Source organism: Kitasatospora sp. NPDC058184 (genome assembly GCF_042883725.1).
GTDB lineage: Bacteria > Actinomycetota > Actinomycetes > Streptomycetales > Streptomycetaceae > Kitasatospora.
The window spans coordinates 1-24449 of sequence record NZ_JBHVVE010000018.1; the positions used below are offsets into that span (position 1 = coordinate 1).

Here is a 24449-nt window from a genome sequence, read left to right on the forward strand (position 1 = left end):
GGTTACATTCCGAACCCGGAAGCTAAGCCTTACAGCGCCGATGGTACTGCAGGGGGGACCCTGTGGGAGAGTAGGACGCCGCCGAACAATTCTTCTAGAGAAGCCCCCGCCGGGTGAACCGGTCGGGGGCTTCTCTGTTGTAGGGTCAACATGCAATTGTCGTCACACGGGACAGGAGGCCCCCCGGGTGGAGGTCCAGGAGACGCGGGTCCAGACCGATCGCGTCCTCACCATCCCCAATATGCTGAGCATGGGCCGGCTGGTCGGTGTTCCGCTCTTCCTCTGGCTCATCCTGTGGCCGGTCTTCGACGGGCCCAACAATGACGGTTGGGCACTGCTGATCCTGATGTTGAGCGGGATCAGCGACTACCTGGACGGGAAGCTCGCCCGCCGGTGGGGGCAGATCAGCCGGGTGGGGCAGCTGCTCGATCCGCTGGCCGACCGGCTGTACGTGCTGTCCACGCTGGTCGGGTTGACGTGGCGTGGGATTCTGCCGTGGTGGCTCACCGCGATCCTGTTGGCCCGTGAGGCATTCATCGCCGGCCTGCTGCCGATTCTGGCCCGGCGCGGTTACGGACCGCTCCAGACGAGTTTCCTGGGGAAGGCCGCGACCTTCAATCTGATGTACGCGTTTCCGCTTCTGCTGCTCGGCAGTGTCGACAGCTGGATCGCCCGGCCGGCCGAGGTGGTGAGCTGGGCGTTCATCTGGTGGGGGACGACCTTGTACTGGTGGGCCGCGATTCTTTACGCGGTCCAGGCGCGGCAGATCGTCCGGGGGAGCACCGCGGGCCCGGCGTCCACAGTCTGAGACGTGATCTGAGAGAAGCCCCACGCCTCCTCGGTGCGTCGGACGATACCTTCCGGGTAGAGAACCTTCTGGAACGCTTTGATGGACCTGCCGGTCCACCACCGCGAAGGAGGACGCACCCGTAATGAAAGCCGTTGTAATGGCAGGGGGCGAGGGCACCCGACTCCGCCCGATGACCTCCAGCATGCCGAAGCCGCTGCTTCCGGTCGCCAATAGGCCGATCATGGAGCACGTGCTTCGGCTGCTGAAGCGGCACGGCCTCTCCGACACCGTCGTCACCGTGCAGTTCCTGGCGTCGCTGGTCAAGAACTATTTCGGTGACGGCGAAGAGCTGGGCATGCATCTGACCTATGCCCACGAGGAGACGCCACTGGGCACTGCGGGGAGTGTCAAGAACGCCGAGGACGCGCTCAAGGACGATTCCTTTCTGGTGATCTCCGGTGACGCGTTGACCGACTTCAATCTCTCGGAATTGATCGACTTTCACCGCAGTAAGAACGCTCTGGTCACCGTCTGTCTCACGAGGGTGCCGAATCCGCTGGAGTTCGGCATCACGATCACGGACGAGGAGGGGAGGGTCGAGCGGTTCCTGGAGAAGCCGACCTGGGGGCAGGTCTTCTCCGACACGGTGAACACCGGTATCTATGTGATGGAACCCGAGGTCTTCGACTACGTCGCGGCGGGCGAGTCCGTCGACTGGTCGAGTGACGTCTTCCCCCAGCTCCTGAAGGAGGGCAAGCGGGTCTACGGGTACGTCGCCGAGGGCTACTGGGAGGACGTGGGCACCCACGAGAGCTACGGCAAGGCCCAGGCGGACGTCCTGGAGGGCAAGGTCGACGTCGAGCTCGACGGGTTCGAGATCTCCCCGGGGGTCTGGGTCGCCGAGGGCGCCGAGGTGGACCCGGAGGCGGTGCTGCGCGGGCCGCTGTACATCGGGGACTACGCCAAGGTCGAGGCCGGCGTGGAGATCCGCGAGCACACCGTGCTGGGCAGCAACGTGGTCGTCAAGCGCGGCGCGTTCCTGCACAGGGCGGTGGTGCACGACAACGTGTACGTCGGGCCGCAGAGCAACCTGCGGGGCTGCGTGGTCGGCAAGAACACCGACGTGATGCGGGCCGCGCGGATCGAGGACGGCGCGGTGATCGGGGACGAGTGCCTGGTCGGCGAGGAGTCGATCATCGGGGCGAACGTCCGGGTCTACCCGTTCAAGACCATCGAGGCCGGCGCCGTCGTCAACACCTCGGTGATCTGGGAGTCGCGCGGCCAGGAGCACCTGTTCGGGGTCCGCGGCGTCTCGGGCATCCTGAACGTCGAGATCACCCCGGAGCTGGCCGTCCGGCTGGCGGGGGCGTATGCGACGACGCTGAAGAAGGGTGCCACCGTCACCATCGCGCGTGACCACTCGCGTGGTGCGCGTGCGCTCAAACGGGCGATGATCTCGGCGCTCCAGACCTCCGCGATCGACGTCCGCGACCTCGAGAACGTGCCCATGCCGGTGGCCCGGCAGCACACGGCGCGGGGGAGCGCGGGCGGGATCTTCCTGCGGACCACACCGGGTGTGCCGGACTCGCTGGACATCCTCTTCTTCGACGAGCGCGGGGCGGACCTCTCGCAGGCCGGCCAGCGCAAGCTCGACCGCGTCTACGCGCGCCAGGAGTTCCGGCGGGCCTTCCCCGGTGAGATCGGGGACCTGACCTTCCCCTCCAGCGTCTTCGACTCCTACGCGGGAAACCTGCTGCGGACGGTGGACACGACCGGAGTCCGGGAGGCCGGGCTGAAGGTGGTCGTGGACACCGCGCACGGCAGCGCGGGCCTCGTCCTGCCGAGCATCCTGGGCCGACTCGGGGTCGAGGCGCTCACCGTCTCCAGCGGGCTGGACGAGGCGCGGCCGACCGAGGACGCGGAAACGCGGCGGGCCGGCCTGGCCAGGCTCGGTGAGCTGGTCGCCTCCTCGCGGGCGGCCTTCGGGGTGCGGTTCGACCCGGTGGGCGAGCGCGTCGCGTTCGTGGACGAGCTCGGGCGGGTGATCGACGACGACCGGGCCCTGCTGGTGCTGCTGGACCTGGTCGCCGCCGAGCGGCGCAGCGGGCAGGTGGCACTGCCGGTGACCACCACCCGGATCGCCGAGCAGGTCGCCGCGTACCACGGCACCCAGGTCATCTGGACCACGACGACGCCGGACGACCTCGCGAAGGCGGCCTCCGCCGAGGGCACGGTGTTCGGCGGGGACGGGCGCGGCGGCTTCGTGGTGCCCGAGTTCAGCGGGGTGCTGGACGGCGCCGCGGCGTTCGTCCGGCTGGTCGGTCTGGTGGCGCGGACCCAGCTCACGCTGAGCCAGATCGACGCCCGGATCCCGCAGGCGCACATCCGACGCCGGGACATCGCGACGCCGTGGGCCGCCAAGGGCATGGTCATGCGCTCGGTGGTGGAGGCGGCCGGCAGCCGTCGGCTGGACACCACCGACGGCGTCCGGGTGGTCGAGGCGGACGGGCGCTGGACGCTGGTGCTCCCGGACCCGGCCGAGGCGGTCACCCACCTCTGGGCGGAGGGCCCCGATGACGAGGCCACCGAGGCGCTGCTGGACGAGTGGGCGGCCGTGGTCGACGGAGCGGGACGGTGACGAACCGGGACTGAGCAGGATCAGGAGCTGAGCTCGGAACCGCCTCGGACGGCGGGGCGCGCGGTGTGACCCGCGCGCCCCTCTGTCCGTTTTCACATCATTCGGAATATTTCGTCACATTCCGTCATGTGTGCAGCGTGTGTGCAGCTCAGGGGCCGTGCACGGGCCCCCTCGACGACATGGGACGATGGTCTCCATGTCAGCGACGCCGACGCCGAGTGCCCCGAACGGACGGTACAACCGTCCGGACGCCTCGATGTCCTTGCTGACCAACGTGATGGACCACAGCCTGGACGAGGGCTACGCGGAGGCGGCCGCCGCGCGCGGCGGTGCCCGCGACAGCCGGATACCCGGGACCCTGCCGGGGCTGCTGACGCTCGGGGCGGGGCTGGCGCTGGTCGGCGCGGTGGTGACGGTGGGCGCGGTGAACGCGCACAAGGCCGAGCCCTCGCTGGCCAAGGAACGGGACGCGCTGATCCACCGGATCAACGACAGCAACACCTCGGCCGACCGGCTGCAGAAGCAGGTGCAGGAGCTGCGGCTCAAGGTCGACAGCACGCAGCAGCAGGCGCTCGCCTCGGGCGACGCCGATCCCGGCGGGGTGAGCGGGGCCGTGGGCCTGGGCCAGGTCACCGGGCCGGGCGTGAAGCTGGTCCTGGAGGACGCCGCGGGCACGGGCAGCGGCGGCAACGTCGACCCGAGGGCCGGGCAGGGCTTCTCCAACAGCGGCCGGCTGCGGGACCGCGACCTGCAGCTGGTGGTGAACGGCCTCTGGGGATCCGGGGCCGAGGCGATCGCGATCAACGGCCAGCGGCTGACCGCGCTGTCCGCGATCCGGGCCGCGGGCGAGGCGGTGCTGGTGGACAACCGGCCGCTGGTGCCGCCGTACAACATCCAGGCGATCGGGGACGGCTCGAAGCTCCTCACCGCCTTCGAGAAGGACATGGCCGGGCAGTACCTGCGGCTGCTCCAGGAGCAGTACGGCATCAAGTCGACGCTCTCCGTGCAGAAGAACCTGACGCTGCCGGCGGCGGTGGGGGTGACGCTGCGGACCGCGCAGCCGGTGACGCCCGAGGCCTCGCCCCCGGCGACCGCGGGCGCAACGCCGCCGGCCGGAGCCGGAACCCAGGAGAGCCCCGGCGCGTCCGTCTCACCGTCGGCCTCGCCTTCCGCTTCCGCCTCGTCGGCCCCGACCAGCGGTGCTTCCACCGCCAAGCGGCGTCCGCCGACCGGAACCACCAAGACCACGACAGGGACAGGAGCAGCCAGACCGTGATTGCCGTACTGGGTCTTGTGATCGGGGTGGTCGTCGGCCTCTTCGTCCAACCCGAGGTGCCGGACGCCGTCGTGCCCTACCTGCCGATCGCGGTGGTGGCGGCGCTGGACGCCGTGTTCGGCGGCGTCCGGGCGATGCTCGACGGGATCTTCAACGACAAGGTGTTCATCGTCTCGTTCCTGTCGAACGTGGTGGTCGCGGCACTGATCGTCTTCCTCGGTGACCAGCTGGGCGTCGGCTCGCAGCTGTCCACCGGCGTGGTCGTCGTCCTCGGCATCCGCATCTTCTCCAACGCGGCCGCGATCCGGCGCCATGTCTTCCGTGCCTGAGTCGGGCCGCGAGCCCGCGGCGGTGGCCGGGCCGGCCGCCGGGAAGCCGGCTGGAGAGCCGGGCGGGAAAGCGGTCGAGAAGGCGGTTTCGAAGCCCGTCCGGGAGGTCGTGGACGCACCTCGGACGGACGGTGCGGCGGACGCGGACGAGGCTGCCGGGACGGCCGGGGAGACCGCCGAGGCCGTGGAGCCCGTCGTCGCCTCGGCGGAGAAGTCTGACGCTAAGGCTGAGCTTGAGGCCGGTTCGGTGCCCGAGCCGACGCTGCGGCTCACGAAGGTCACCGCGCCGGCCCCCGGGGCCGAGCCGAAGACCGGGGCGAAGCCGGAGTCCGCGCCTGCCGCTGAGCCCGAGCCCACGCCCGAGCCCATGTCTGAGCCCGTGCCGGGCCTGGAGCCCGCGGCGGAAGCGGAGTCCGAGCCGGAACCCGAGCCCGAGCCCGTCGCGGACCGGAGCGCCGGCCGGCGGCGCCTGAAGGCGGCGCTCTGGCCGCCGCGGCTGTCGCGCGGGCAGCTGGTGGTGGCGCTGCTGCTGTTCTCGCTCGGCCTGGGGCTGGCGATCCAGGTGCGGTCGACCAACGACCACCACAGTCAGCTCCGCGGGGCCCGCCAGGAGGACCTGGTGCGGATCCTCGATGAACTGGACAGCCGTCAGCAACGTCTTCAGCAGGAGAAGGCGGAGTTGGAGCAGTCCCTGGCGAAGTTGGAGAACAGCTCCAACCAGGCCAAGGAGGCCCAGGAGCAGACCAGGAAGAAGGCGACGGAGCTCGGCGTGCTCGCCGGTACCGTCAAAGCCACTGGTCCGGGCATCGTACTCACGGTCGATGATCCCCAAGGGCAGGTGAAGGCAGATATGCTGCTGGACACCCTGCAAGAACTTCGAGCGGCGGGGGCGGAGGCGATTCAGATCAACGATGTGCGCGTGGTGGTCAACACCTACTTCACCGACCTGTCGGCCGGTGGGGTGCAGATCGACGGGAAGAAGGTCTCGCAGCCCTACCGCTTCACGGTCGTGGGGAACCCGCAGGATCTGACACCCGCGCTGAACATCCCGGGAGGTGTCGTCCGCACGCTGGAGAGCCACCAGGCGCGGGCGACGATCGCCCAGCAGCAGAAGGTGGTCGTCGACGCCCTCGTGGACCCGAAGTCGCCGCAGTACGCCAAGCCGGCTTCGAAGTGACGGGGCGCCCGGCGAACGGCCCGTCAAGGGCGGGCGGCACCCGCTGCGGGGCGCCGCCGTCACATGGGCGAGACTGGTTCGCACCAGTACGCTCCGGAGCAACAACCGCAGTACCAACCGCCGGAGTACCACTCCAGCGGGCCCGAGCCGCAACGACCGGGCCCGCAGCATGTCCGAGGTTCTCACCCTGCCCCGCGGGCGGGTCTGTCACACGCAAGGGGATTCGCCCGTGAGTTTCTTCTCGAAGTTGTTCGGTCGTAACAAGGGCCGTGACGCCGCCGCCGTCGAGGCGCCCACCGCGCGTCACCGCCGACCGGAGGACGAGCCCGCAGTGCCGGGCATGCGCCCGGCCCCCGAGGCCGCGCCGTACGCAGGTCAGCAGCTGTACCGGGACGGCGGCGCCGCCCAGTACGCGGGGAATCAGGCGGGCTACGGCGCGTCGGTTGACCCCTCCGGCGAGCCGCGCATAGGTTTCCCGTCAGGACCCTCAACCTCTGGTGGAGGGTTTGCCCCGGATCCGTACGCCGGGCACAACCCGTCGGGTGTGCCGCGCCAGGAGGCTGTGAACATGGCTGGCCCCACTCCGTGCCCCAGGTGCGGCAACCGGAACCCGGCCGCGGCCCGGTTCTGTTCCAACTGCGGCACGGCGCTGCGCGGCGGCCTGCTTCCGGAGGGGGCGGCGGAGACCACGTCGACCATCTCCATCTCCGGCCTGGAGTCGTACGACCCCACCACCACGACCGGCACCGGCGCCACGCCGGCCCTGTCGGCCGAGGTGCTGTCGGCGATCGACGCGCTGCCGCCGGGCTCGGCCCTGCTGATCGTGCAGCGCGGTCCGAACTCCGGCAGCCGGTTCCTGCTGGACTCGGACGTCACCACGGCGGGTCGCCACCCGCAGGGTGACATCTTCCTCGACGACGTCACGGTCTCGCGCCGCCACGTGGAGTTCCGCCGCACCCCGGCCGGCTTCAGCGTCGCGGACGTGGGCAGCCTCAACGGCACCTACGTGAACCGGGAGCGGATCGACGAGGTGCCGCTGAACAACGGCGACGAGGTGCAGATCGGGAAGTACCGGCTGGTGTTCTTCGCCGGCCACAACCGGGGGTACTGAAAACGACGTCGGCAGGAGCCCGAGTGAATACGAATACCCCTTCCTCTTCTCTCGGGGCGGCCACCCCAACCCCGTCCGGTCCGCAGGCGGACCGCGGCGGACGCGGGGTGGTCGCGGGCCCGCGGCAGCCGGTCCGGGCCGAGCGGCCCGTCGGCCGCCGGCGCGGCGGTGACGAGCTGCTGAGCATCGGCGCGGTGCTGGCCTTCCTGCGCGACGACTTCCCCGAGGTCACCATCTCCAAGATCCGCTTCCTGGAGGCGGAGGGGTTGGTCGAGCCGCAGCGCACGCCCTCGGGGTACCGCAAGTTCAGCCCGGCCGACGTCGAGCGGCTGGCCTACGTCCTGCGCATGCAGCGGGACCACTACCTGCCGCTGCGGGTGATCCGGGAGCACCTGGACGCCATCGAGCGCGGTGAGAACCCGCCCGCGCTGCCCTCCGCCGCCGACACCCGGCCCGGGCCGCTGGAGGAGGCGGACCGGGAGCTGGTGGCCGGCGGAGAGGTGCCCTCCGGCGTCCGGCTGGGGCGCGCCGAACTGCTCGCGGCGGCCGAGGCCGGGGAGCCGGAACTGGCCGAGTGGGAGTCCTACGGGCTCGTCGCACCGGGACCGGACGGCGGCTACGACGGCGAGGCGCTCCAGGTGGCCCGGCTGGTCGCGGAGCTCGGCCGGTACGGGCTGGAGCCCCGGCACCTGCGCGCCATGAAGGCCGCGGCGGACCGCGAGATCGCGCTGGTGGAACAGGTGGTGGCGCCGTTGCGCCGGCACCGGAACCCGCAGACCAGGGCACACGCGGAGGCCACCGCCCGGGAGCTCGCGACGCTGTCCGTACGGCTGCACGCGGCCATGGTCCAGGCCGGGATGCGGACGCGCGGATAGCGCGTGCCGCCCGCGGCGCGCCCTGGCCGCACCGCGCTGACCAGCGGCGTCGGCCCTGCGCTTTCATATCCGGGAGCGGAGCCATAGGGTTGCCTGTGTGAATGAGCTCGACGTCGTGGGTGTCCGAGTGGAGATGCCTTCCAACCAGCCGATCGTGCTGCTGCGGGAGGTCGGGGGAGATCGCTATCTGCCGATCTGGATCGGCCCCGGCGAGGCGACCGCGATCGCCTTCGCCCAGCAGGGCATGACGCCGGTGCGGCCGCTGACGCACGACCTCTTCAAGGACGTCCTGGAGGCGCTCGGCCAGCAGCTCACCGAGGTCCGGATCACCGACCTGCGGGAGGGCGTGTTCTACGCCGAGCTGGTGTTCGCCGGCGGGGTCGAGGTGAGCGCGCGGCCGTCCGACGCCATAGCGCTGGCGCTGCGCACCGGCACGCCGATCTACGGGAGCGAGGAGGTGCTCGCCGAGGCGGGCATCGCGATCCCGGACGAGCAGGAGGACGAGGTCGAGAAGTTCCGCGAGTTCCTCGACCAGGTGTCGCCCGAGGACTTCGGCGGCAGCGGCCCGCAGTAGCGGGGCCCGACCGTGCGGCCTTTCGGCCCATCGTTTTGCCAAAATCCGTCCATCTACCCACACTAGGGGCACGAAAAACCACTCTCCTGAGTGATGTGGTTTGTCTGGCCCGGCGTGGCGATCGTTGACGGGTCATAGGGGACTGCCTACCGTCAGGAGTGGCTGTCCGGGTGGCCGATGCCCGCAGTCGGGTTGCCCGCAGCACAAGTGGACGGAGGCAGGCATGAGCAGCACCGGCGATGACGCGGCCGTGGGAGGCCGGTGCGCCGTGCACATGCCGCGCACCGCTCGCACCGTCACGGATTTCCCCCGGGTCGGCAGGTTCCCGGCCGTACAGGCGGGCCAGCCGGCCATCGAACGGCTGGCCCCGACGTCCGACCTGCTCGGCTTCCGGGGCCCGACGGCCTGCGCGGCGGCCGGTATCACCTACCGTCAGCTGGACTACTGGGCCCGCACCGGACTGCTGGAGCCCAGCGTCCGCACCGCGTACCCGTCGACCAGCCAGCGGCTCTACAGCTTCCGCGACATCCTGCTGCTGAAGATCGTGAAGCGGCTGCTCGACGCGGGTGTCTCGCTGCAGAACATCCGGGTGGCGGTCGCCCACCTCCAGGCCGCCGACCAGGCCGACCTGGCGGGGATGACGCTGATGTGCGACGGCGCGACGGTGTACGAGTGCACGACGCCGCAGCAGGTGGTGGACCTGCTGAAGGGCGGTCAGGGGGTCTTCGGCATCGCGGTCGGAGCGGTCTGGCAGGAGCTGGAGCTCACCCTCGGGCGGCTGCACGCCGAGCGCACCGACACCGGCGAGACGATGGTCGGGCACGACCCGGCCGACGAGCTGGCCCAGCGGCGCAACCGGGCGGTCTGAGCAGGCGTTCGACGGGGCCGCGGGCCCGGACGGGGAACCGTTCGGACCCGCGGCCCCGTCGTGTTCCCCGGTTGACGTGATCGAGGGAGGGCACGTGGGAGTCGGTACCGGTATATCGGGGCTGCTGCGGCGCAGGGCCGGACTGCTGGGGGCCCGGCTGCGGCAGCGGCGGACGCAGCGCAGGGTGTTCCAGGTCGGAACGGTGCTCTGCTCGCTGGCGCTGGCGCCGAGCGCCTGGGTGTGGTTCGCCGCGGGGGACCGGGTGGGCACCGTGGAGAGCGCGCCCGCCGCGCCGGTCGCGGTGGTCTTCGGGGCCGGCCTGTACCAGGGCAGGCCCTCCCCGTACCTGGAGCACCGGCTGGTCGCGGCGGTGGACCTGTACCGGGAGGGGAAGGTGCAGGCGATCCTGGTGACCGGGGACAACGGGCGGGTCGAGTACTCCGAGCCCGACGCGATGTACGACTACCTGACCCGGAACGGTGTTCCCGAGGACCGGGTGGTGCGGGACTACGCGGGCTTCGACACCTGGGACTCCTGCACCCGGGCGCGCCGGATCTTCGGGGTGGACCACGCGGTGCTGGTCAGCCAGGACTTCCACGTCCGCCGGGCGCTGGCGCTGTGCGAGGCGGCGGGGATCCGCTCGTACGCGGTCGGGGTGCCGGAACTGCACGACGCGACCTGGCTGTACGGCGGGCTGCGGGAGGTCGCCGGGGCGGGCAAGGCGGCGGCCAACGCCTGGCTGCGGCCGGACCCGGTGTTCCTCGGGCCCCGGGAGGACGGCATTCCGAAGGCGCTGGCGGAGGCCGCGAAGCAGTAGCGACGGGGGCCGGGAGCGGGGCCTCCGGCCCGGTTCGTACGCACTGTCGGACCCGTACGCGATGATCGGCGGGTGCGATCTCTGCCGAGCATCATCCACCTCGACATGGACGCCTTCTTCGCGGCGGTGGAGCAGGCGGCCAAGCCCAGCCTGCGCGGCAAGCCGGTGGTCGTCGGCGGGCTCGGCGGGCGCGGGGTGGTCTCCACGGCCTCGTACGAGGCGCGCAGGTTCGGGGTGCACTCGGCGATGCCGATGGCGCAGGCGCGCCGGCTCTGCCCCAACGCGGCCTTCCTGGCGGGGCGGTTCGAGGCCTACCGGCAGAACAGCGAGATCGTGATGGGGCTGCTGCGGCAGCTGTCCCCGCTGGTGCAGCCGCTCAGCCTGGACGAGGCCTTCGTGGACCTGGAGGCCGGCCCGTACGGACCGGCGCTGCTGGAGGCGGACCACGAGACCGGCGAGCGGCTGGTCCTCGCGCTCGCGGAGGACCTGCGGGCGGACATCCAGCGGTCGACCGGGCTGACCGGCTCGGTCGGGGCGGCCGGGTCCAAGCTGATGGCCAAGATCGCCTCCGAGCAGGCCAAGCCGGACGGACTGGTCATGATCGAGCCCGGGCAGGAGCGGGCCGTGCTCGGCCCGATGCCGGTGCGGGCGCTGCCCGGGATCGGGCCGGCCACCGAACAGGTGCTGCGCCGGGCCGGGTTGAGCACGGTGGCCGACCTCGCGGAGGCGGGGGAGGCGGAGCTGGTGCAGCTGGTCGGGCGGGCGCACGGCGCCGGGATCTTCCAGATGTCCATAGGGCTGGACGAGCGGCCGGTGATCGCCGACCAGGACGCCAAGTCCGTGTCGGTGGAGGACACCTACGAGGTGGACCTGGCCGACCGGGAACGGGTGCTGCGCGAGGTGGAGGCCCTGGCCGGCCGGTGCGTACGGCGGCTGCGGGCGGCCGGGCGCTCGGGGCGGACGGTGGTGCTCAAGGTCCGGCGGTTCGACTTCTCGACGCTGACCCGCTCGGAGACGCTCGGCGGGCCCACCGACGACGAGGCGGTGATCACCGCGACCGCGCGCCGGCTGGCCGAGCAGGTGGAGATCACCGGCGGGGTCCGGCTGCTCGGCGTGGGCGTCGCCCAACTCGCCGACTACACCCAGGAGGACCTGTTCGCCCAGGCGCTGCGGGAGGAGGCCGCGGAGCACGCGGAGGCGGCGGCCGAGGCCGAGGAGGCCGAGGCGGAGCCGGAGGCCGTCGTGGTGCGGCGGTGGGTGCCCGGACAGGACGTCCGGCACGAGGAGTTCGGTCCGGGCTGGGTGCAGGGCAGTGGCGTCGGGAGGGTCACCGTACGGTTCGAGACGCCGTGGGACGGGCCGGGGCGGGTACGGACCTTCGCGGTGGACGACCCGGCGCTCGAACCGTCCCGGCCGCTGCCGCTGCGCCGGGACGCGGGTGCGGACGAGGGGCCGGACGGTGCGTCGGAGGGGAACGGCGGGCCGGGGGAAGGAGCCTGAAACGCGAAGCGGCCCCACCCGGTGGGGGAGTACCGGGTGGGGCCGATCACCGTGCCGGACCCCGTGCGTTCGTGATGCCCTCACGATGTACGGGGACCGGGCCCCGCGCCCTGTCCCTGAGCGCGGGGGCCGGACGCCTCGTCAGGCGTCGGTCTTGACCAGCTCGGGGCTGGAGTCCTGCTGGGCCGAGCCGCCGACGACCGTCGCGGTGGCGGCCGACGTGGTGCCGCGGATCAGGAACGGGACGATGCCGGCGACGACGCAGACCACGGCCGCGGTCCAGAACGCGTGCTTGTAGGCGTCCAGGGTGGGCAGCGACAGCGGGATCTGCGGCGGCAGCTTCATGGTGTCGCCGGTCAGGATGGCGGCCATGACGGCGGTGCCGATCGCGCCACCGACCGTGCGCAGCACGGAGTTCATGCCGTTGGCGATACCGCTCTGCTCGACCGGGACGGCGCCGTTGATGTAGGCCGGCATCGCGGCGAAGGCGAGGCCCACGCCGAGGCCGAAGATCGCCGAGGCGGTGTAGATGTCGCCCTCGTGCCCGTGGCGCACGGCCAGGTAGGCCATCGCGATGGCGCCGAGGACGCCACCGAGGACCAGCGGCAGGCGCGGGCCGCGACGGGCGATCAGCAGGGCGCCGACCGGGGCGGCGACCATCGAGCCGATCGCGGACGGCAGCAGCAGGAGGCCGGCGTGCAGCACGCTGGCGGTGAAGCCGTAGTGGGTCAGCTTCTCCGGGGTCTGGGCGAAGTTGCTGATGACCATGAAGGAGCCGTACATGCCGAAGCCGATGAGCAGGCCGGCCACGTTGGTGAAGGCGACGGCCGGACGGGCCATCATCTTCATGTCCACCAGCGGGTGCGCGACCTTGGTCTCGATGATCCCCCAGATCAGGGCGACCACGGCGGCGACGGCGAACAGGCCGAGCGTCTTGTTGGAGGTCCAGCCCCAGTGGTTGCCCTGGCTGACCGCGACCAGCAGCGCGGAGAGCCAGCCGGCCAGGGTGAGGGCACCCAGCGGGTCGGCGCCGCCCTCCTTGTCGGTCACCGGGTCGGTCGGGACGCGGAAGGCGACCAGGGCGATCGCGATCAGGCCGAAGACCAGGCCCATCCAGAAGATCGACTTGTAGTTCCAGTGCTCCAGCAGGAGACCGGTCGCGACCAGGCCGAGGCCGGAGCCGACGCCCATCGAGGCGCTGATGGCGGCGACGCCGCCGGTCACCTTCTGCTTGGGCAGCTCGTCACGGACGATGCTGATCGCCAGCGGCAGGACGCCACCGCCGGCGCCCTGGAGGACACGGGCGACGACCAGCCAGGTGAAGGAGTGGGTGCTGACCGCCAGCGCCGAACCGGCGACCAGGCCGGCCAGCGAGATCAGCAGCATCGGCTTGCGGCCCCGGAGGTCGCCGAAGCGGCCCAGGAGGGGAGTCAGCACGGCTGCGGAGAGCAGGTTGGCGGTCATCAGCCAGGTGACGCTGGACGCGGAGACGTGCAGTTCCTTGGCCAGCGAGGGCAGGATCGGGACGACCGCGGTCTGCACCACGCTGAACGACAGCATCGCCAGGATGAGGGCCGGCAGGACCCGGGCGCTGCTCTGCTTCTCGGCCGCGGTGGTGGGCTGTGGTGCCTCACTCACGGTTGCTTCCTCCCGTACATAGTGAATGAACTGAAGTAACCATGCAGGGAGATACTTCAGAGTGTCAAATATCGAGTGGTTAAGTTTTGGCAAAGGTGAACGGTCGGGTACGTGACAAGGGCTGTGGTGGGGGTGGCAGGTATGGGGAGGGTGCCTGCGGTGGGTGTGCGAGAGGGGCCCCGGACGGTGTCCGGGGCCCCTCTTCGCGGGTGGTGTCAGACGAGCGGGCGCAGTGCGGCCGGGCGGGGTGAGTCGGTGGCGGGGGGTGAGGCGGGGGGTGGCGTCGAGCCGGCCGGGGAGGTGTTCTGGGTGGCGGTGGTGTCGTGGACCTCGACGTGCTCGCGGCGGAGCTCCTCCCGGACCACCTCCTCCGTCGTGTAGCGCTCGACGACCAGGCGGACCCGCTCGACGGGCGCGAGGTACTTGCGGACCACCGCGCGCTCCTCGCGGAGGGTGACCTCCTCGACGGCCTCGGCGATGTCCTTCTCGCTGAGCGTGGCGCGCTCGGCGTCGCTGACCGGCATCCGTTCGACCCGGACGCGCTCGTGGACCACGGGGATGCGGCGCTCGACCTGTTCGGTCGTCACGTACTTGCGCAGCTTCGCGGTGCCGAGGGTGTGCCACTCGGTGGTGACCTCCAGCCGCTCCTCGCGGCAGGTGATCTCGACCGGGCCGCTGGGGGCGGACGGGGCGCCGTCGGCGTGCGCGGCGCCGACGGTCGCCGCCGGGGCGGGCGTAGACGCGGGGGCGGGGGCGGGCTGCGACTGCGGCCTCGGCTCCACGGTGGGTGCGACGGGCGCGGCCGCCGGGGTGGCGGTGGTGGCCTCGGGGGTGCTGAGCATCCGCATGTCGGCCTCCGGGGCGGTTCCGGTGCTGTCGGCGACCGCGGCGGTGACGGCGGCGGTGGGCGGGGCAGTGGCGACGGGGGCTCTGGCCGGGGCGGGCTCGGGAACGGGATCGGGGGAGCGCTCGGGGGTGTGGAAGGTGAGCGACTTCGCCGGGGCCGCCGCGGTCGTCGTGGCGGCGGCGGCCGCCGCCGTGGTGCCGAAGTCGAGGTCGGCCTGCTTGGGCCGGCTCCCGTTCTCGTGGCTCGGGCGGCCGTCCATCGGGGTGTCGAGCCCGTAGTAGCGGTACAGCTGGAGCTCCTGGGCGGGGGACAGGTGCTGGCCGACGCCGAAGTCCGGCGACTCCTTCACCAGCGACTTGTCGTACGGCACCCGGAGCTCGTCGCCGGCGAACTCGCTCGTGGTCAGCGGGACGAAGGCGTCCCGGCCGAAGATGCCGGTCCGGACCGCGGCCCACTCGGGCCGGCCGGTGGCGTCGTCCAGGTAGACCTCGTCGACCGTGCCGATCTTGTCTCCGTTGCGGTCGACGGCCTTGTGACCGATGAGGTCCCGGGGGTCGATGTCGGTCTGCACTCTTTCCTCCCGTGCGCTGAGCTTGCGGAACTCCCGCAGGAAGGCGGCCGGAGCACCCGTTCCGTCCGCCACTTCACACCAAAAGCCATGAATCGGACGGACGCGAGCGGGGTGCGCCGGACGGGCTGTGCGCTGGACCGTCCGGGGGACGCGCGTAGACCCCGAACGACCTGACGCACCCGTGATCGGGGGGCCTCCCGCTGGTACCCTGGGCGACGACCGCAGAGCCCGCTCGGGAGAGTCTCCGACTGCGAAAGCCGCTGGTCGGAGCGCCGAAGGAGCAACTCCTCCCCGGAATCTCTCAGGCATCCGTACCGTGTGGGGTAGGTCACTCTGGAAAGCAGGGCAGGAGCGTCGGCGCGGAAGCCGGCGATCACCACCCTCACCGACGGTGCAAGCCGACGGAGCGCCCACAGCGCCCCGTGCGGGTGAAGCTCTCAGGTCCCGATGACAGAGGGGGAGGCCTGTCGGGTCCGCCCGCCCAGGTTCGTCCGCTGTCCGCAGCGGCGAGGCCGGCCGGCGTGCGTACCCCCGCCGGTCCGTGACCAGGAGGCCTCGACCACCATGAACGCCCAGCCGAACGCGGGACGCCCCACCGGCGCCTCGACCCTCACCGAGCTTGAGCTGGCCAGCCCCTTCGAGAACCGCCACATCGGCCCCGACGCCGCCGCGCAGGAGAAGATGCTGGCGTCCGTCGGCTACGGCTCGCTGGACGAGCTCGCCGCCACCGCGGTGCCCGAGGCGATCCGCTCCATCACCGCCCTGGACCTGCCCGCGGGCCGGACCGAGGCCCAGGTCCTCGCCGAGCTGCGCGAGCTGGCCGGCCGCAACCAGGTGCTCCAGCCGATGATCGGCCTGGGCTACTACGGCACCTTCACCCCGCCGGTGATCCTGCGCAACGTCATGGAGAACCCGGCCTGGTACACCGCCTACACCCCGTACCAGCCGGAGATCTCGCAGGGCCGCCTGGAGGCGCTGCTCAACTTCCAGACCCTGGTCTCCGACCTGACCGGCCTGCCGACCTCCGGCTCCTCGCTGCTGGACGAGGGCACCGCGGCCGCCGAGGCGATGGCGCTGGCCCGCCGCGTCACCAAGGTCAAGGGCGGCGTCTTCCTGGTCGACGCCGAGACCCTGCCGCAGACCGTCGCGGTGATCAACACCCGTGCCGTGCCGACCGGTGTCGAGGTCGTCGTCGCCGACCTGTCCGAGGGCATCCCGGCCGAGATCGTCGAGCGCGGCGTCTTCGGCGTGCTGCTCCAGTACCCGGGCGCCACCGGTGTGGTCCGCGACCTCACTGCGGTGATCGAGCAGGCGCACGGCCTGGGCGCGATCGTCGCCGTCGCCGCCGACCTGCTCGCGCTGACCCTGCTCAAGTCCCCGGGTTCGCTGGGCGCCGACATCGCCTGCGGCACCTCGCAGCGCTTCGGCGTGCCGATGGGCTTCGGCGGTCCGCACGCCGGCTACCTGTCGGTGCGCGCCGAGTTCGCCCGCTCGCTGCCCGGCCGCCTGGTCGGCGTCTCCGTCGACGTCGACGGCAACCGCGCCTACCGCCTGGCGCTGCAGACCCGCGAGCAGCACATCCGCCGCGAGAAGGCCACCAGCAACATCTGCACCGCCCAGGTGCTGCTCGCCGTGATGGCCTCGATGTACGCCGTCTACCACGGCCCCGACGGCCTGGCCGACATCGCCCGCCGCACCCACCGCTACGCCGCGGCCCTCGCCGAGGGCCTGCGGGCCGGCGGCGTCGAGCTGCTGCACGGCGAGTTCTTCGACACCGTCACCGCCGTCGTCCCGGGCCGCGCCGCGGAGATCGCCGCCGCCGCCCGCGCCAACGGCATCAACGTCCACCAGGACGGCGCGGACCGGATCTCCGTCTCCACCGACGAGACCACCACCCGCGAGCACCTGGCCGGCGTCTGGGCCGCGTTCGGCGTCCCCGCCGTCGAGGTCGCCGAGGCCGCCGAGACGCTGCCCGCCGCGCTGCTGCGCGAGGACGAGTACCTGACCCACCCGGTCTTCCACAGCCACCGCTCGGAGACCGCCATGCTGCGCTACCTGCGCCGCCTGTCGGACCGGGACTACGCGCTGGACCGCGGCATGATCCCGCTGGGCTCCTGCACCATGAAGCTCAACGCGACCACCGAGATGGAGGCGGTGACCTGGCCGGAGTTCGGCCAGCTGCACCCCTTCGCGCCGATCGACCAGGCCCAGGGCTTCCTGACCCTGATCCGCCAGCTGGAGCAGCAGCTGGTCGAGGTGACCGGCTACGACGCCGTGTCGATCCAGCCGAACGCGGGCTCGCAGGGCGAGCTGGCCGGTCTGCTGGCCGTGCGCGCCTACCACCACGCCAACGGCGACACCCAGCGCGACGTCTGCCTGATCCCGTCCTCGGCGCACGGCACCAACGCGGCCTCCGCGGTGATGGCCGGCATGCGCGTGGTCGTGGTGAAGACCCTGGTCGACGGCGACGTGGACGTCGAGGACCTGAAGGCCAAGATCGAGCAGCACCGCGACAACCTCGCCGTGCTGATGGTCACCTACCCGTCCACCCACGGCGTGTACGAGACCCAGATCACCGACATCTGCGCCCTGGTGCACGAGGCCGGCGGCCAGGTGTACGTGGACGGCGCCAACCTGAACGCCCTGGTCGGCCTGGCCAAGCCGGGCAAGTTCGGCGCGGACGTCTCGCACCTGAACCTGCACAAGACCTTCTGCATCCCGCACGGCGGTGGCGGCCCGGGCGTCGGCCCGGTCGCGGTGCGCGCCCACCTGGCGCCGTACCTGCCGAACCACCCGCTGCAGCCGGAGGCCGGCCCGGCCACCGGCGTGGGCCCGATCTCGGCCGCGCCGTGGGGCTCGGCGGCCATCCTGCCGATCTCCTGGGCGTACGTCCGGCTGATGGGCGGCGAGGGCCTCAAGCACGCGACCCAGGTCGCGGTGCTGAACGCCAACTACATCGCCAAGCGCCTGGCGCCGCACTTCCCGGTGCTCTACACCGGTCCGGGCGGGCTGGTCGCGCACGAGTGCATCATCGACCTGCGCCCGCTGACCAAGGAGACGGGCGTGACGGTGGACGACATCGCCAAGCGCCTGATCGACTACGGCTTCCACGCGCCGACGATGTCCTTCCCGGTGGCCGGCACGCTGATGATCGAGCCGACCGAGTCCGAGGACCTGCACGAGATCGACCGCTTCTGCGACGCGATGATCACCATCCGGGCCGAGGTCGACAAGGTCGGCTCGGGCGAGTGGGCGGCCGACGACAACCCGCTGCGCAACGCCCCGCACACCGCCGCCACGCTGGCCGGCGACTGGGCGCACGGCTACTCGCGGCAGGAGGCGGTCTTCCCGGCGGGCGTGAACCCGGCGGACAAGTACTGGCCGCCGGTGAGCCGGATCGACGGCGCGTACGGCGACCGCAACCTGGTCTGCTCCTGCCCGCCGCTGGACGAGTACGGCGTCTGACCCGACCGGGCCCAGGTGGTCCGGGTCGGACGGCAGGGCCCCGGCGGAGTTCTCCGCCGGGGCCCTGCCCGTCTGCGCTGGTCGGCGGCTGCCCCCGCCGTACGGTCGGACCGGGTGGTCAGGCCGCGTGGGCGACGGGGCGGCGCGGGGCGATCACCCGGCCGTCGGGCAGCAGTTCGCCGGTGTCCTCGAACAGGACGACGCCGTTGCAGAGCAGGCTCCAGCCCTGCTCCGGGTGACGGGCCACCGATACGGCCGCCTCGCGGTCCTCGGACTCGGCCGTCGGGCACTCAGGACGGTGCTGGCACATGCGTACCCTCGCTTCGCTCTGCGATCCTCCCCGTGGTGCGGTCGCCGGAGGTGGTGCCGTCCGGGGCCGCCGCGGTGGTCGGATCCTGTCCGCGCGCCGGCCAAGTGTGGGCCGGCGCCCAAGTGGGTAGGACAGGGGGTCCTTCCACGCTGGTTCCCAGTGTCGGCATCCCGGGAGCCGCGCGCAGGGATTTCGTGACATGCGCCACAACTCCCGGGTAGAGATCACCCGTTCAGGTGGGGCCGACGGGAAAAGGCGCACCGGTGGGTCAGTCGGGACATGGCCCGTTGGGGCCATGTCGAATGGCCCGGACGGGTGGTCACCGTTCGGGTGAGGGTTTGGAAGCGGGCGCGCGGGCGCGGTCGAGGGCCGCCGGGCGGGTGGGCCCGGCGGCCCGTGGGGCGTCGGCGGGTCAGGAGGTGCCGAGCAGCAGTGGCCCGGCGAGCGGGGCGCGGGCGAGCAGCGGCAGCAGTTCGGCGGCGGGCCGGGCGCGGTGCGCGGCGACGCCGAGCGGGGCCGGGGCCAGGGGGATCAGGAGGTCGCCGTCCGGGTCGGTGTCGGGGTTGTGCAGCCAGAGCGCCGTGGCGTACTGGCCGGGGAAGGTCAGCAGCCGGGGCTGCCGGCGGGTCCGGGAGCCCTGGGCGAGCTGCCAGGCCTCGCGCAGCGCCCGGACCGTCGAGTCGAGGTAGGGGCCGGCGGTGAAGTGGGAGAAGCTGTGGCCCTCGGCGCTCTGCACCACCTCGGCGGCGGCGGCCACCTCGGCGCCGTCCTTGATCAGGAAGCGCCAGCCGGTGCGGCGGGCGGCCGGCAGCTCCGGGCGCGGGCCGTTCAGGACGTGCACCGCGAGCGGGTGGGCGGGGAGCAGTGGGCCGGTCGGATGGCGCAGTGCTGCGGCGGCGGGCTGGCGCAGCGCGGTCTCCGAGTCGAGCGCGCCCAGGACGGCGCGCAGGGCGCTCGGCGGGGGCTGGGGGGTTTGCAGAGTCATGGCGGGGTCCGCCTCTCCAAGCGAGATCGGCGTGCGAGTGCGGCATACCGGCGTGGCGGGGCGACGCGTCGTCGGTGACGGGGCCGGGCCGTGTCCGGTTGTGCAGGATCGCGGTGCCGGCGCGGTCGCCGCCTCGACGAGGGCTTTCGGGGCGAGGCGGACCGGCCGGAGCGCTGTGCGAATTCGAACAGGTGCGCAGGGTGATCTGTTTATCACAGGCTGTGGTGTCGGGCAAGTCCACAGTTCGTCTGATTTTCCGTCAGATGCCTTGCATTGCAAGCCAGTACGCACGTTCGGGTATCGATCTTCGCGGTGGGCATCATGCTTGCACGGTCGGTCGACCGGGTGCTCGACGGGGTGGCTCTGGAGGAGGGGACCGTGGGCGAGAAGGTCGTGGCGACTCGGGCGGAACTGGCGGACCGGCAGCTCTACCGGCGCAAGCTCCACACGTGTCTGGACGTGCTCGGACGGATGATCCGGGAGGACCGCTTCGACCGGCCGCGGGCGGTGATGGGCCTGGAGATCGAGCTCAACCTGGCCGACGAGCAGGGCCTGCCGGCCATGAACAACGCGCAGGTGCTGAGCGCGATCGGCTCCAGCGACTTCCAGACCGAACTGGGCCGCTTCAACATCGAGGTCAACATCACGCCGCACCGGCTCTGCGGCCACGTGTTCGAGGAGCTGCGCGAGGAGATCGACACCGGGCTGCGCTACGCCGACCGGCAGGCGGCCGAGGCGGGCGCCCGGATCGTCATGGTGGGCATCCTGCCGACGCTGGAGCACGCCCACACCGGGCTGGACGCGATGAGCCACAACCAGCGGTACAGCCTGCTCAGCGACCAGATCCTGGCCGCCCGCGGGGAGGACATCGCGCTGGACATCGAGGGCGTCGAGCACCTCCAGCTGGAGTCGATCACCATGGTGGCCGAGGCCGCCGCCACCTCGCTCCAACTGCACCTCCAGGTGACCCCGCAGCGGTTCTCCTCGGTGTGGAACGCGGCCCAGGCGATCTGCGGGCCGCAGCTCGCGCTCGGCGCCAACTCGCCCTTCCTGTTCGGGCGGGAGCTGTGGCGGGAGACCCGTCCGGTGCTCTTCCAACAGGCCTGTGACACCCGTACGGCGGAGCTCAAGGCCCAGGGCGTGCGCCCGATCACCTGGTTCGGCGAGCGCTGGGTGGACTCGGCGTACGACCTGTTCGAGGAGAACCTGCGGTACTTCCCCGCGCTGCTGCCGATCTGCGACGACGAGGACCCGATGAAGGTGCTGGCCTCCGGCGGCGCGCCCAGGCTCGCCGAGATGCGGCTGCACAACGGCACCATCTACCGCTGGAACCGCCCGGTGTACGACATCGCGGGCGGGGTGGCGCACCTGAGGGTGGAGAACCGGGCGCTGCCGGCCGGGCCGACGGTCGCCGACACGCTCGCCAACGCCGCCTTCTACTACGGACTGGTGCGGGTGCTGGCCGAGCAGCCCCGGCCGATCTGGACCCGGCTGCCGTTCGAGCGGGCGGACGAGAACTTCCAGCAGGGCGCCCGGTACGGCATCGACGCGGTGTTCCAGTGGCCGCGCTCGGGGCGGGCCGGGCGCGGCGGCGGGCTGCAGACCGTGTCCGCGGTCGACCTGGTGCTCAACGAGCTGCTGCCGATGGCCTACCAGGGGCTGGACGAGTGGGGCGTGGAGCCCGCCGACCGGGACCGCTACCTGGGCATCATCGAGCAGCGCTGCCTGCGCCGCACCAACGGCGCGTCCTGGCAGACCGCCACCTTCCACCGGCTGCGCGAGCAGTACGGGATGGACCGGCCGGCCGCGCTCGCGGCGATGACCAGGCGCTACGCCGAACTCATGCGCGGCGGCGAGCCGGTGCACACCTGGCCGGTGGGCTGAGCCCTCCCCGTCGGGGCGGTCCGGCGGCTGTGTCAGGATGATCGCTCCGGCGGTCGGCCGACGGCCGGAGCGACCGCCCGTCCGCTGGAGCCCCCGTGACCACCGTCCCGACCGCGCCGGAGACCGCGAAGCCCACCCGTCGGCTGTTCGGCGCGGAACTGCTGATCGTCCTCGGCCTCTCGCTCGGGGCCAGCGGGATCAGCGCGCTGATCAGCTTCACCGGCTCGCTCACCGAACCGCTCAAGCTCGGCCAGCAGGTCGCCACGCTGAACGGCTCGCGGGCGCCCGGGCGGCCCTGGCTGGACCTGGTGTGGCAGCTGTACTACATCGGGCGCGGGCTGATGCCGGTGGTGCTGGTCGGGTACCTGCTGGTGCGCGAGGGCGTCGCGCTGCGGGTGCTGGGCTTCGACCTCGGGCAGAAGCTGCGCGACCTGGGGCGGGGCGCCGCCGTCGCGGCCGCGATCGGCGGGTCGGGGCTGGCGCTCTACCTGGCCTCGCAGGCGGCCGGGTACAACCTGACGGTGGCGCCGTCCGGGCTGCCGGACGTGTGGTGGCGGGTGCCGGTGCTGCTGCTGTCGGCCTGGCAGAACGCGATCCTGGAGGAGGTCGTCGTCCTCGGCTACCTGCTGCGCCGGGTGGGGCAGGTCGGGTGGTCCTGGCCGGCGGCGGTGGCCGCGAGTTCGGTGCTGCGCGGCTCCTACCACCTCTACCAGGGGGTCGGCGGGCTGGTCGGCAACATGGTGATGGGCGCGGTGTTCTGCCTGCTGTACCGGCGTTGGGGGCGGGTGATGCCGCTGGTGGTGGCGCACGCGCTGATCGACACGGTGGCCTTTGTCGGGTACGCGCTGCTGGCCGGGCACGTCAGCTGGCTGCCGACCCCTTGAGCGACCGCGCCCGGCCGCGCGGCGGACGGGCGAGCAGCCGGTCGACGTGCCGGCGCTCCAGGCCCTCGCCGGGGTCGACGGGCAGCAGCAGGCGGTCCCGGCGCAACTGGGAGCGGCGGACCAGCCGCGGCGGGATGACGTCGTCCACCCAGGCGAACGGCCGGCCGGCGGCGTAGCGCAGCAGCGGGGCCCACTTGGCGGCGGAGAACAGCTCCATCAGCGGGACGCGCGGGTCGCCGGGCTGCGGGACGTAGCCGGTGAAGGTGACCACCGGGAGCGGGTCCAGGCCGATCGCCGGGGCGATGTGGGTGTTCGCGTTCTCCTCCCACGTCGTCGCCCAGACCAGGTCGTACGTTCCGGCGAGCTCGCGCAGCCAGGCGCCGTGCCGGGCGGACAGCAGGACGGTGTAGCCGAACAGGGTGTGGGTGTCGAACCCGGCGTCCGGGTGGGGGCGGACCGGGTTGAGGACGCCGTCGACGTCCAGGAACAGCAGTGGCTTCGGCACCGGTGGCCCCTCGGAGACGGTGGTGTTTCCTGACACTTCGGACGTCACCCGCGCACCGTCGGTTGCCCACGGGCGGGCGCACGCGGGGCGCACAGGGGGCTCACGAAGCGGGCGCGGGCTCGCTGACGGGCACCGGTGCGTCCGTCGTGCCCCGACGGCTCAGCCGGCGCACCTGCGGGTCCAGCAGGACGACCGCGCTGAGCACCAGACAGGCGGCGGCGCACGCCCACAGCGCGCCCGACAGGCCGAGCGCCACGGCGGCGGGGCCGGCCAGCGCGGTGCCGACCGGGGCCAGCGAGTAGGAGCCGAGCTCGTCGTACGCGGTGACCCGGGAGAACATCTCCTCGGGTATCTCCTGCTGGAGCGCGACCATCCAGTTGACGCCGAAGACGGTGACGCCGACGCCGGACAGGAACATCGCGACGACCAGCAGCGGCAGCGGCACCTCGGCGGCGAGGGCCAGGGCGGGCACGCCGAACAGGAAGACCCCCCAGTTGCCGACCAGCAGGATCCGGCGCGGCCGCCAGCGCGTCATCAGCACGCCGGTGGCCACCAGGCCGACGCCGTAGGCGGCCATCGCCAGGCCCCAGGCGCCCGCCCCGCCGAGCCGCTCCTTGGCGGCGGTCGGCCCGTACACCGACTCCACCGCATTGATGCAGGCGACCAGCACCGAGAACTGGAGCACGATCACCCAGAGCCAGCGGCGGGAGGCGAACTCCCGCCAGCCCTCGCGCAGGTCGCGCAGCATGCTGCTGCCGGAGGACGGGGGGGCCTTCTCCGGCTCCAGGAAGAAGCGGAGGGCGGCGGCGACCAGGAAGCACAGGGCGTCCAGCGCGAGCACCCAGCCCGGGCCGACGAGGGCGGTGAGCGCCCCGCCGAGGGCGGCGCCGCCGATCTGGGAGGCGTTGAGGCCCATCCGGAAGACCGCGAAGGCGCGGGCGGCGTGCTCCTGGGGGACGGCCTGCATGATCATGCCGCCGGAGGCGGGGGAGTAGAGGGCGTAGCCGGCCCCGCCGGCCGCGGAGAGCGCCAGCATCTGCCAGAGCCGGACGTCACCGGTCAGCACCAGGGCGGCCAGGACGGCCTGGGAGACCCCGCTGAACACGTTGGCGGCGACCATGATCAGGTGGCGCGGCAGCCGGTCGGCGAGGGTGCCGCCGACCACCATCAGCAGGACGGTGGGCACCAGCCGGGCGGCGGTGACGTAGCCGACCTCGGTCGTGGTGCCGCCGGTGCCGAGCACGGCGAAGGCGGTGGCGATGGGGGCGCCGGCGTTGCCGAGGCCGCTGACCACGGTGGCGGCGGTCTGGATGCGGAAGTTGCGGCTCGCCCAGGCGAAGCGGCGTGAGGGTGGGGTCGGCACCCGGAGACTATGCCGTGGGGGCGTACGGGTGTCCATCCGGTT

General features: G+C 72.2%; 20 protein-coding genes, 1 rRNA gene and 1 riboswitch. Of the genes, 15 read left to right on the forward strand and 6 right to left on the reverse strand.

What is annotated here, in order from left to right; translation table 11 throughout:
• The 12 genes from rrf to ACFVXH_RS29220 all read left to right on the forward strand — a co-directional run.
• Positions 1 to 87, forward strand: a 5S ribosomal RNA gene (gene rrf / locus ACFVXH_RS29165); the annotation flags it as partial.
• 100 nt (positions 88 to 187) lie between these two features.
• Entirely contained in the window at positions 188 to 808 is a 621-nt protein-coding gene (locus ACFVXH_RS29170; RefSeq protein WP_049653270.1) for a CDP-alcohol phosphatidyltransferase family protein, read from the forward strand.
• A gap of 124 nt (positions 809 to 932) precedes the next feature.
• Entirely contained in the window at positions 933 to 3428 is a 2496-nt protein-coding gene (locus tag ACFVXH_RS29175; protein WP_049653268.1) for a mannose-1-phosphate guanyltransferase, read from the forward strand.
• 196 nt (positions 3429 to 3624) lie between these two features.
• Entirely contained in the window at positions 3625 to 4704 is a 1080-nt protein-coding gene (locus tag ACFVXH_RS29180; RefSeq protein WP_387828703.1) for a DUF881 domain-containing protein, read from the forward strand.
• On the forward strand, positions 4701 to 5033 hold the full coding sequence (locus tag ACFVXH_RS29185; protein ID WP_030062488.1) for a small basic family protein: 333 nt from the start codon (positions 4701 to 4703) through the stop codon (positions 5031 to 5033). Before ACFVXH_RS29180 ends, ACFVXH_RS29185 begins: the two co-directional genes overlap by 4 nt.
• 262 nt (positions 5034 to 5295) lie before the next feature.
• Entirely contained in the window at positions 5296 to 6210 is a 915-nt protein-coding gene (locus ACFVXH_RS29190) for a DUF881 domain-containing protein (protein WP_387828836.1), read from the forward strand.
• A 568-nt stretch (positions 6211 to 6778) separates the two neighbouring features.
• Entirely contained in the window at positions 6779 to 7321 is a 543-nt protein-coding gene (locus ACFVXH_RS29195) for an FHA domain-containing protein (RefSeq protein ID WP_049653265.1), read from the forward strand.
• A 179-nt stretch (positions 7322 to 7500) separates the two neighbouring features.
• Positions 7501 to 8196, forward strand: coding sequence for a MerR family transcriptional regulator (locus ACFVXH_RS29200; protein ID WP_198959445.1), 696 nt, complete (start codon positions 7501 to 7503; stop codon positions 8194 to 8196).
• 97 nt (positions 8197 to 8293) lie between these two features.
• Complete coding sequence (locus ACFVXH_RS29205; protein ID WP_030303568.1) at positions 8294 to 8770, forward strand: bifunctional nuclease family protein; 477 nt, start codon at positions 8294 to 8296, stop codon at positions 8768 to 8770.
• 223 nt (positions 8771 to 8993) lie between these two features.
• Entirely contained in the window at positions 8994 to 9638 is a 645-nt protein-coding gene (locus tag ACFVXH_RS29210) for a MerR family transcriptional regulator (RefSeq protein ID WP_049653260.1), read from the forward strand.
• 124 nt (positions 9639 to 9762) lie between these two features.
• The gene (locus ACFVXH_RS29215) at positions 9763 to 10455 is read left to right on the forward strand and encodes a vancomycin high temperature exclusion protein (protein ID WP_387828837.1); all 693 of its coding nucleotides are present in this window, start codon (positions 9763 to 9765) and stop codon (positions 10453 to 10455) included.
• A gap of 72 nt (positions 10456 to 10527) precedes the next feature.
• Positions 10528 to 11955, forward strand: coding sequence for a DNA polymerase IV (locus tag ACFVXH_RS29220; protein ID WP_387828706.1), 1428 nt, complete (start codon positions 10528 to 10530; stop codon positions 11953 to 11955).
• Positions 11956 to 12096: 141 nt separating this feature from the next.
• Here ACFVXH_RS29220 and ACFVXH_RS29225 read toward each other — a convergent pair whose 3' ends face one another.
• Together ACFVXH_RS29225 and ACFVXH_RS29230 are read right to left on the reverse strand one after the other, a co-directional pair.
• Complete coding sequence (locus ACFVXH_RS29225) at positions 12097 to 13593, reverse strand: MFS transporter (protein WP_387828708.1); 1497 nt, start codon at positions 13591 to 13593, stop codon at positions 12097 to 12099.
• Positions 13594 to 13808: 215 nt separating this feature from the next.
• On the reverse strand, positions 13809 to 15011 hold the full coding sequence (locus ACFVXH_RS29230) for a PRC and DUF2382 domain-containing protein (RefSeq protein WP_387828710.1): 1203 nt from the start codon (positions 15009 to 15011) through the stop codon (positions 13809 to 13811).
• A gap of 223 nt (positions 15012 to 15234) precedes the next feature.
• Positions 15235 to 15338, forward strand: a riboswitch (glycine riboswitch).
• Between the two features lie 237 nt (positions 15339 to 15575).
• On the opposite strand from ACFVXH_RS29230, the gene gcvP reads away from it, so the two are divergent.
• A complete protein-coding gene (gene gcvP / locus ACFVXH_RS29235; RefSeq protein WP_387828712.1) occupies positions 15576 to 18476 on the forward strand; it encodes an aminomethyl-transferring glycine dehydrogenase in 2901 nt (966 codons plus the stop codon).
• Between the two features lie 118 nt (positions 18477 to 18594).
• On the opposite strand, the gene ACFVXH_RS29240 is transcribed toward gcvP, so the two are convergent.
• Complete coding sequence (locus ACFVXH_RS29240; RefSeq protein ID WP_049659119.1) at positions 18595 to 18786, reverse strand: DUF5999 family protein; 192 nt, start codon at positions 18784 to 18786, stop codon at positions 18595 to 18597.
• Between the two features lie 412 nt (positions 18787 to 19198).
• The gene (locus tag ACFVXH_RS29245; RefSeq protein WP_387828714.1) at positions 19199 to 19771 is read right to left on the reverse strand and encodes a hypothetical protein; all 573 of its coding nucleotides are present in this window, start codon (positions 19769 to 19771) and stop codon (positions 19199 to 19201) included.
• 378 nt (positions 19772 to 20149) lie between these two features.
• Between ACFVXH_RS29245 and ACFVXH_RS29250 the strand changes: the two genes are divergently transcribed.
• A complete protein-coding gene (locus ACFVXH_RS29250) occupies positions 20150 to 21655 on the forward strand; it encodes a glutamate--cysteine ligase (RefSeq protein ID WP_049655516.1) in 1506 nt (501 codons plus the stop codon).
• Positions 21656 to 21750: 95 nt separating this feature from the next.
• Positions 21751 to 22539, forward strand: a complete 789-nt coding sequence (locus ACFVXH_RS29255) for a CPBP family intramembrane glutamic endopeptidase (RefSeq protein ID WP_049655508.1) — start codon at positions 21751 to 21753, stop codon at positions 22537 to 22539.
• On the opposite strand, the gene ACFVXH_RS29260 is transcribed toward ACFVXH_RS29255, so the two are convergent.
• Both ACFVXH_RS29260 and ACFVXH_RS29265 read right to left on the reverse strand, forming a co-directional pair.
• On the reverse strand, positions 22517 to 23044 hold the full coding sequence (locus ACFVXH_RS29260; protein ID WP_074004469.1) for an HAD domain-containing protein: 528 nt from the start codon (positions 23042 to 23044) through the stop codon (positions 22517 to 22519). The two genes, ACFVXH_RS29255 and ACFVXH_RS29260, sit on opposite strands and share 23 nt — an antisense overlap.
• A gap of 100 nt (positions 23045 to 23144) precedes the next feature.
• On the reverse strand, positions 23145 to 24407 hold the full coding sequence (locus tag ACFVXH_RS29265) for an MFS transporter (RefSeq protein ID WP_387828717.1): 1263 nt from the start codon (positions 24405 to 24407) through the stop codon (positions 23145 to 23147).
• Positions 24408 to 24449: the final 42 nt, after the last annotated feature.

Coding starts and splice junctions, on each gene's coding strand:
- ACFVXH_RS29240 (WP_049659119.1), bottom strand. CDS start 18,786: ATGTGCCAGCACCGTCCTGAGTGCCCGACGGCCGAGTCCGAGGACCGC.
- ACFVXH_RS29175 (WP_049653268.1), top strand. CDS start 933: ATGAAAGCCGTTGTAATGGCAGGGGGCGAGGGCACCCGACTCCGCCCG.
- ACFVXH_RS29210 (WP_049653260.1), top strand. CDS start 8,994: ATGAGCAGCACCGGCGATGACGCGGCCGTGGGAGGCCGGTGCGCCGTG.
- ACFVXH_RS29195 (WP_049653265.1), top strand. CDS start 6,779: ATGGCTGGCCCCACTCCGTGCCCCAGGTGCGGCAACCGGAACCCGGCC.
- ACFVXH_RS29245 (WP_387828714.1), bottom strand. CDS start 19,771: ATGACTCTGCAAACCCCCCAGCCCCCGCCGAGCGCCCTGCGCGCCGTC.
- gcvP (WP_387828712.1), top strand. CDS start 15,576: ATGAACGCCCAGCCGAACGCGGGACGCCCCACCGGCGCCTCGACCCTC.
- ACFVXH_RS29180 (WP_387828703.1), top strand. CDS start 3,625: ATGTCAGCGACGCCGACGCCGAGTGCCCCGAACGGACGGTACAACCGT.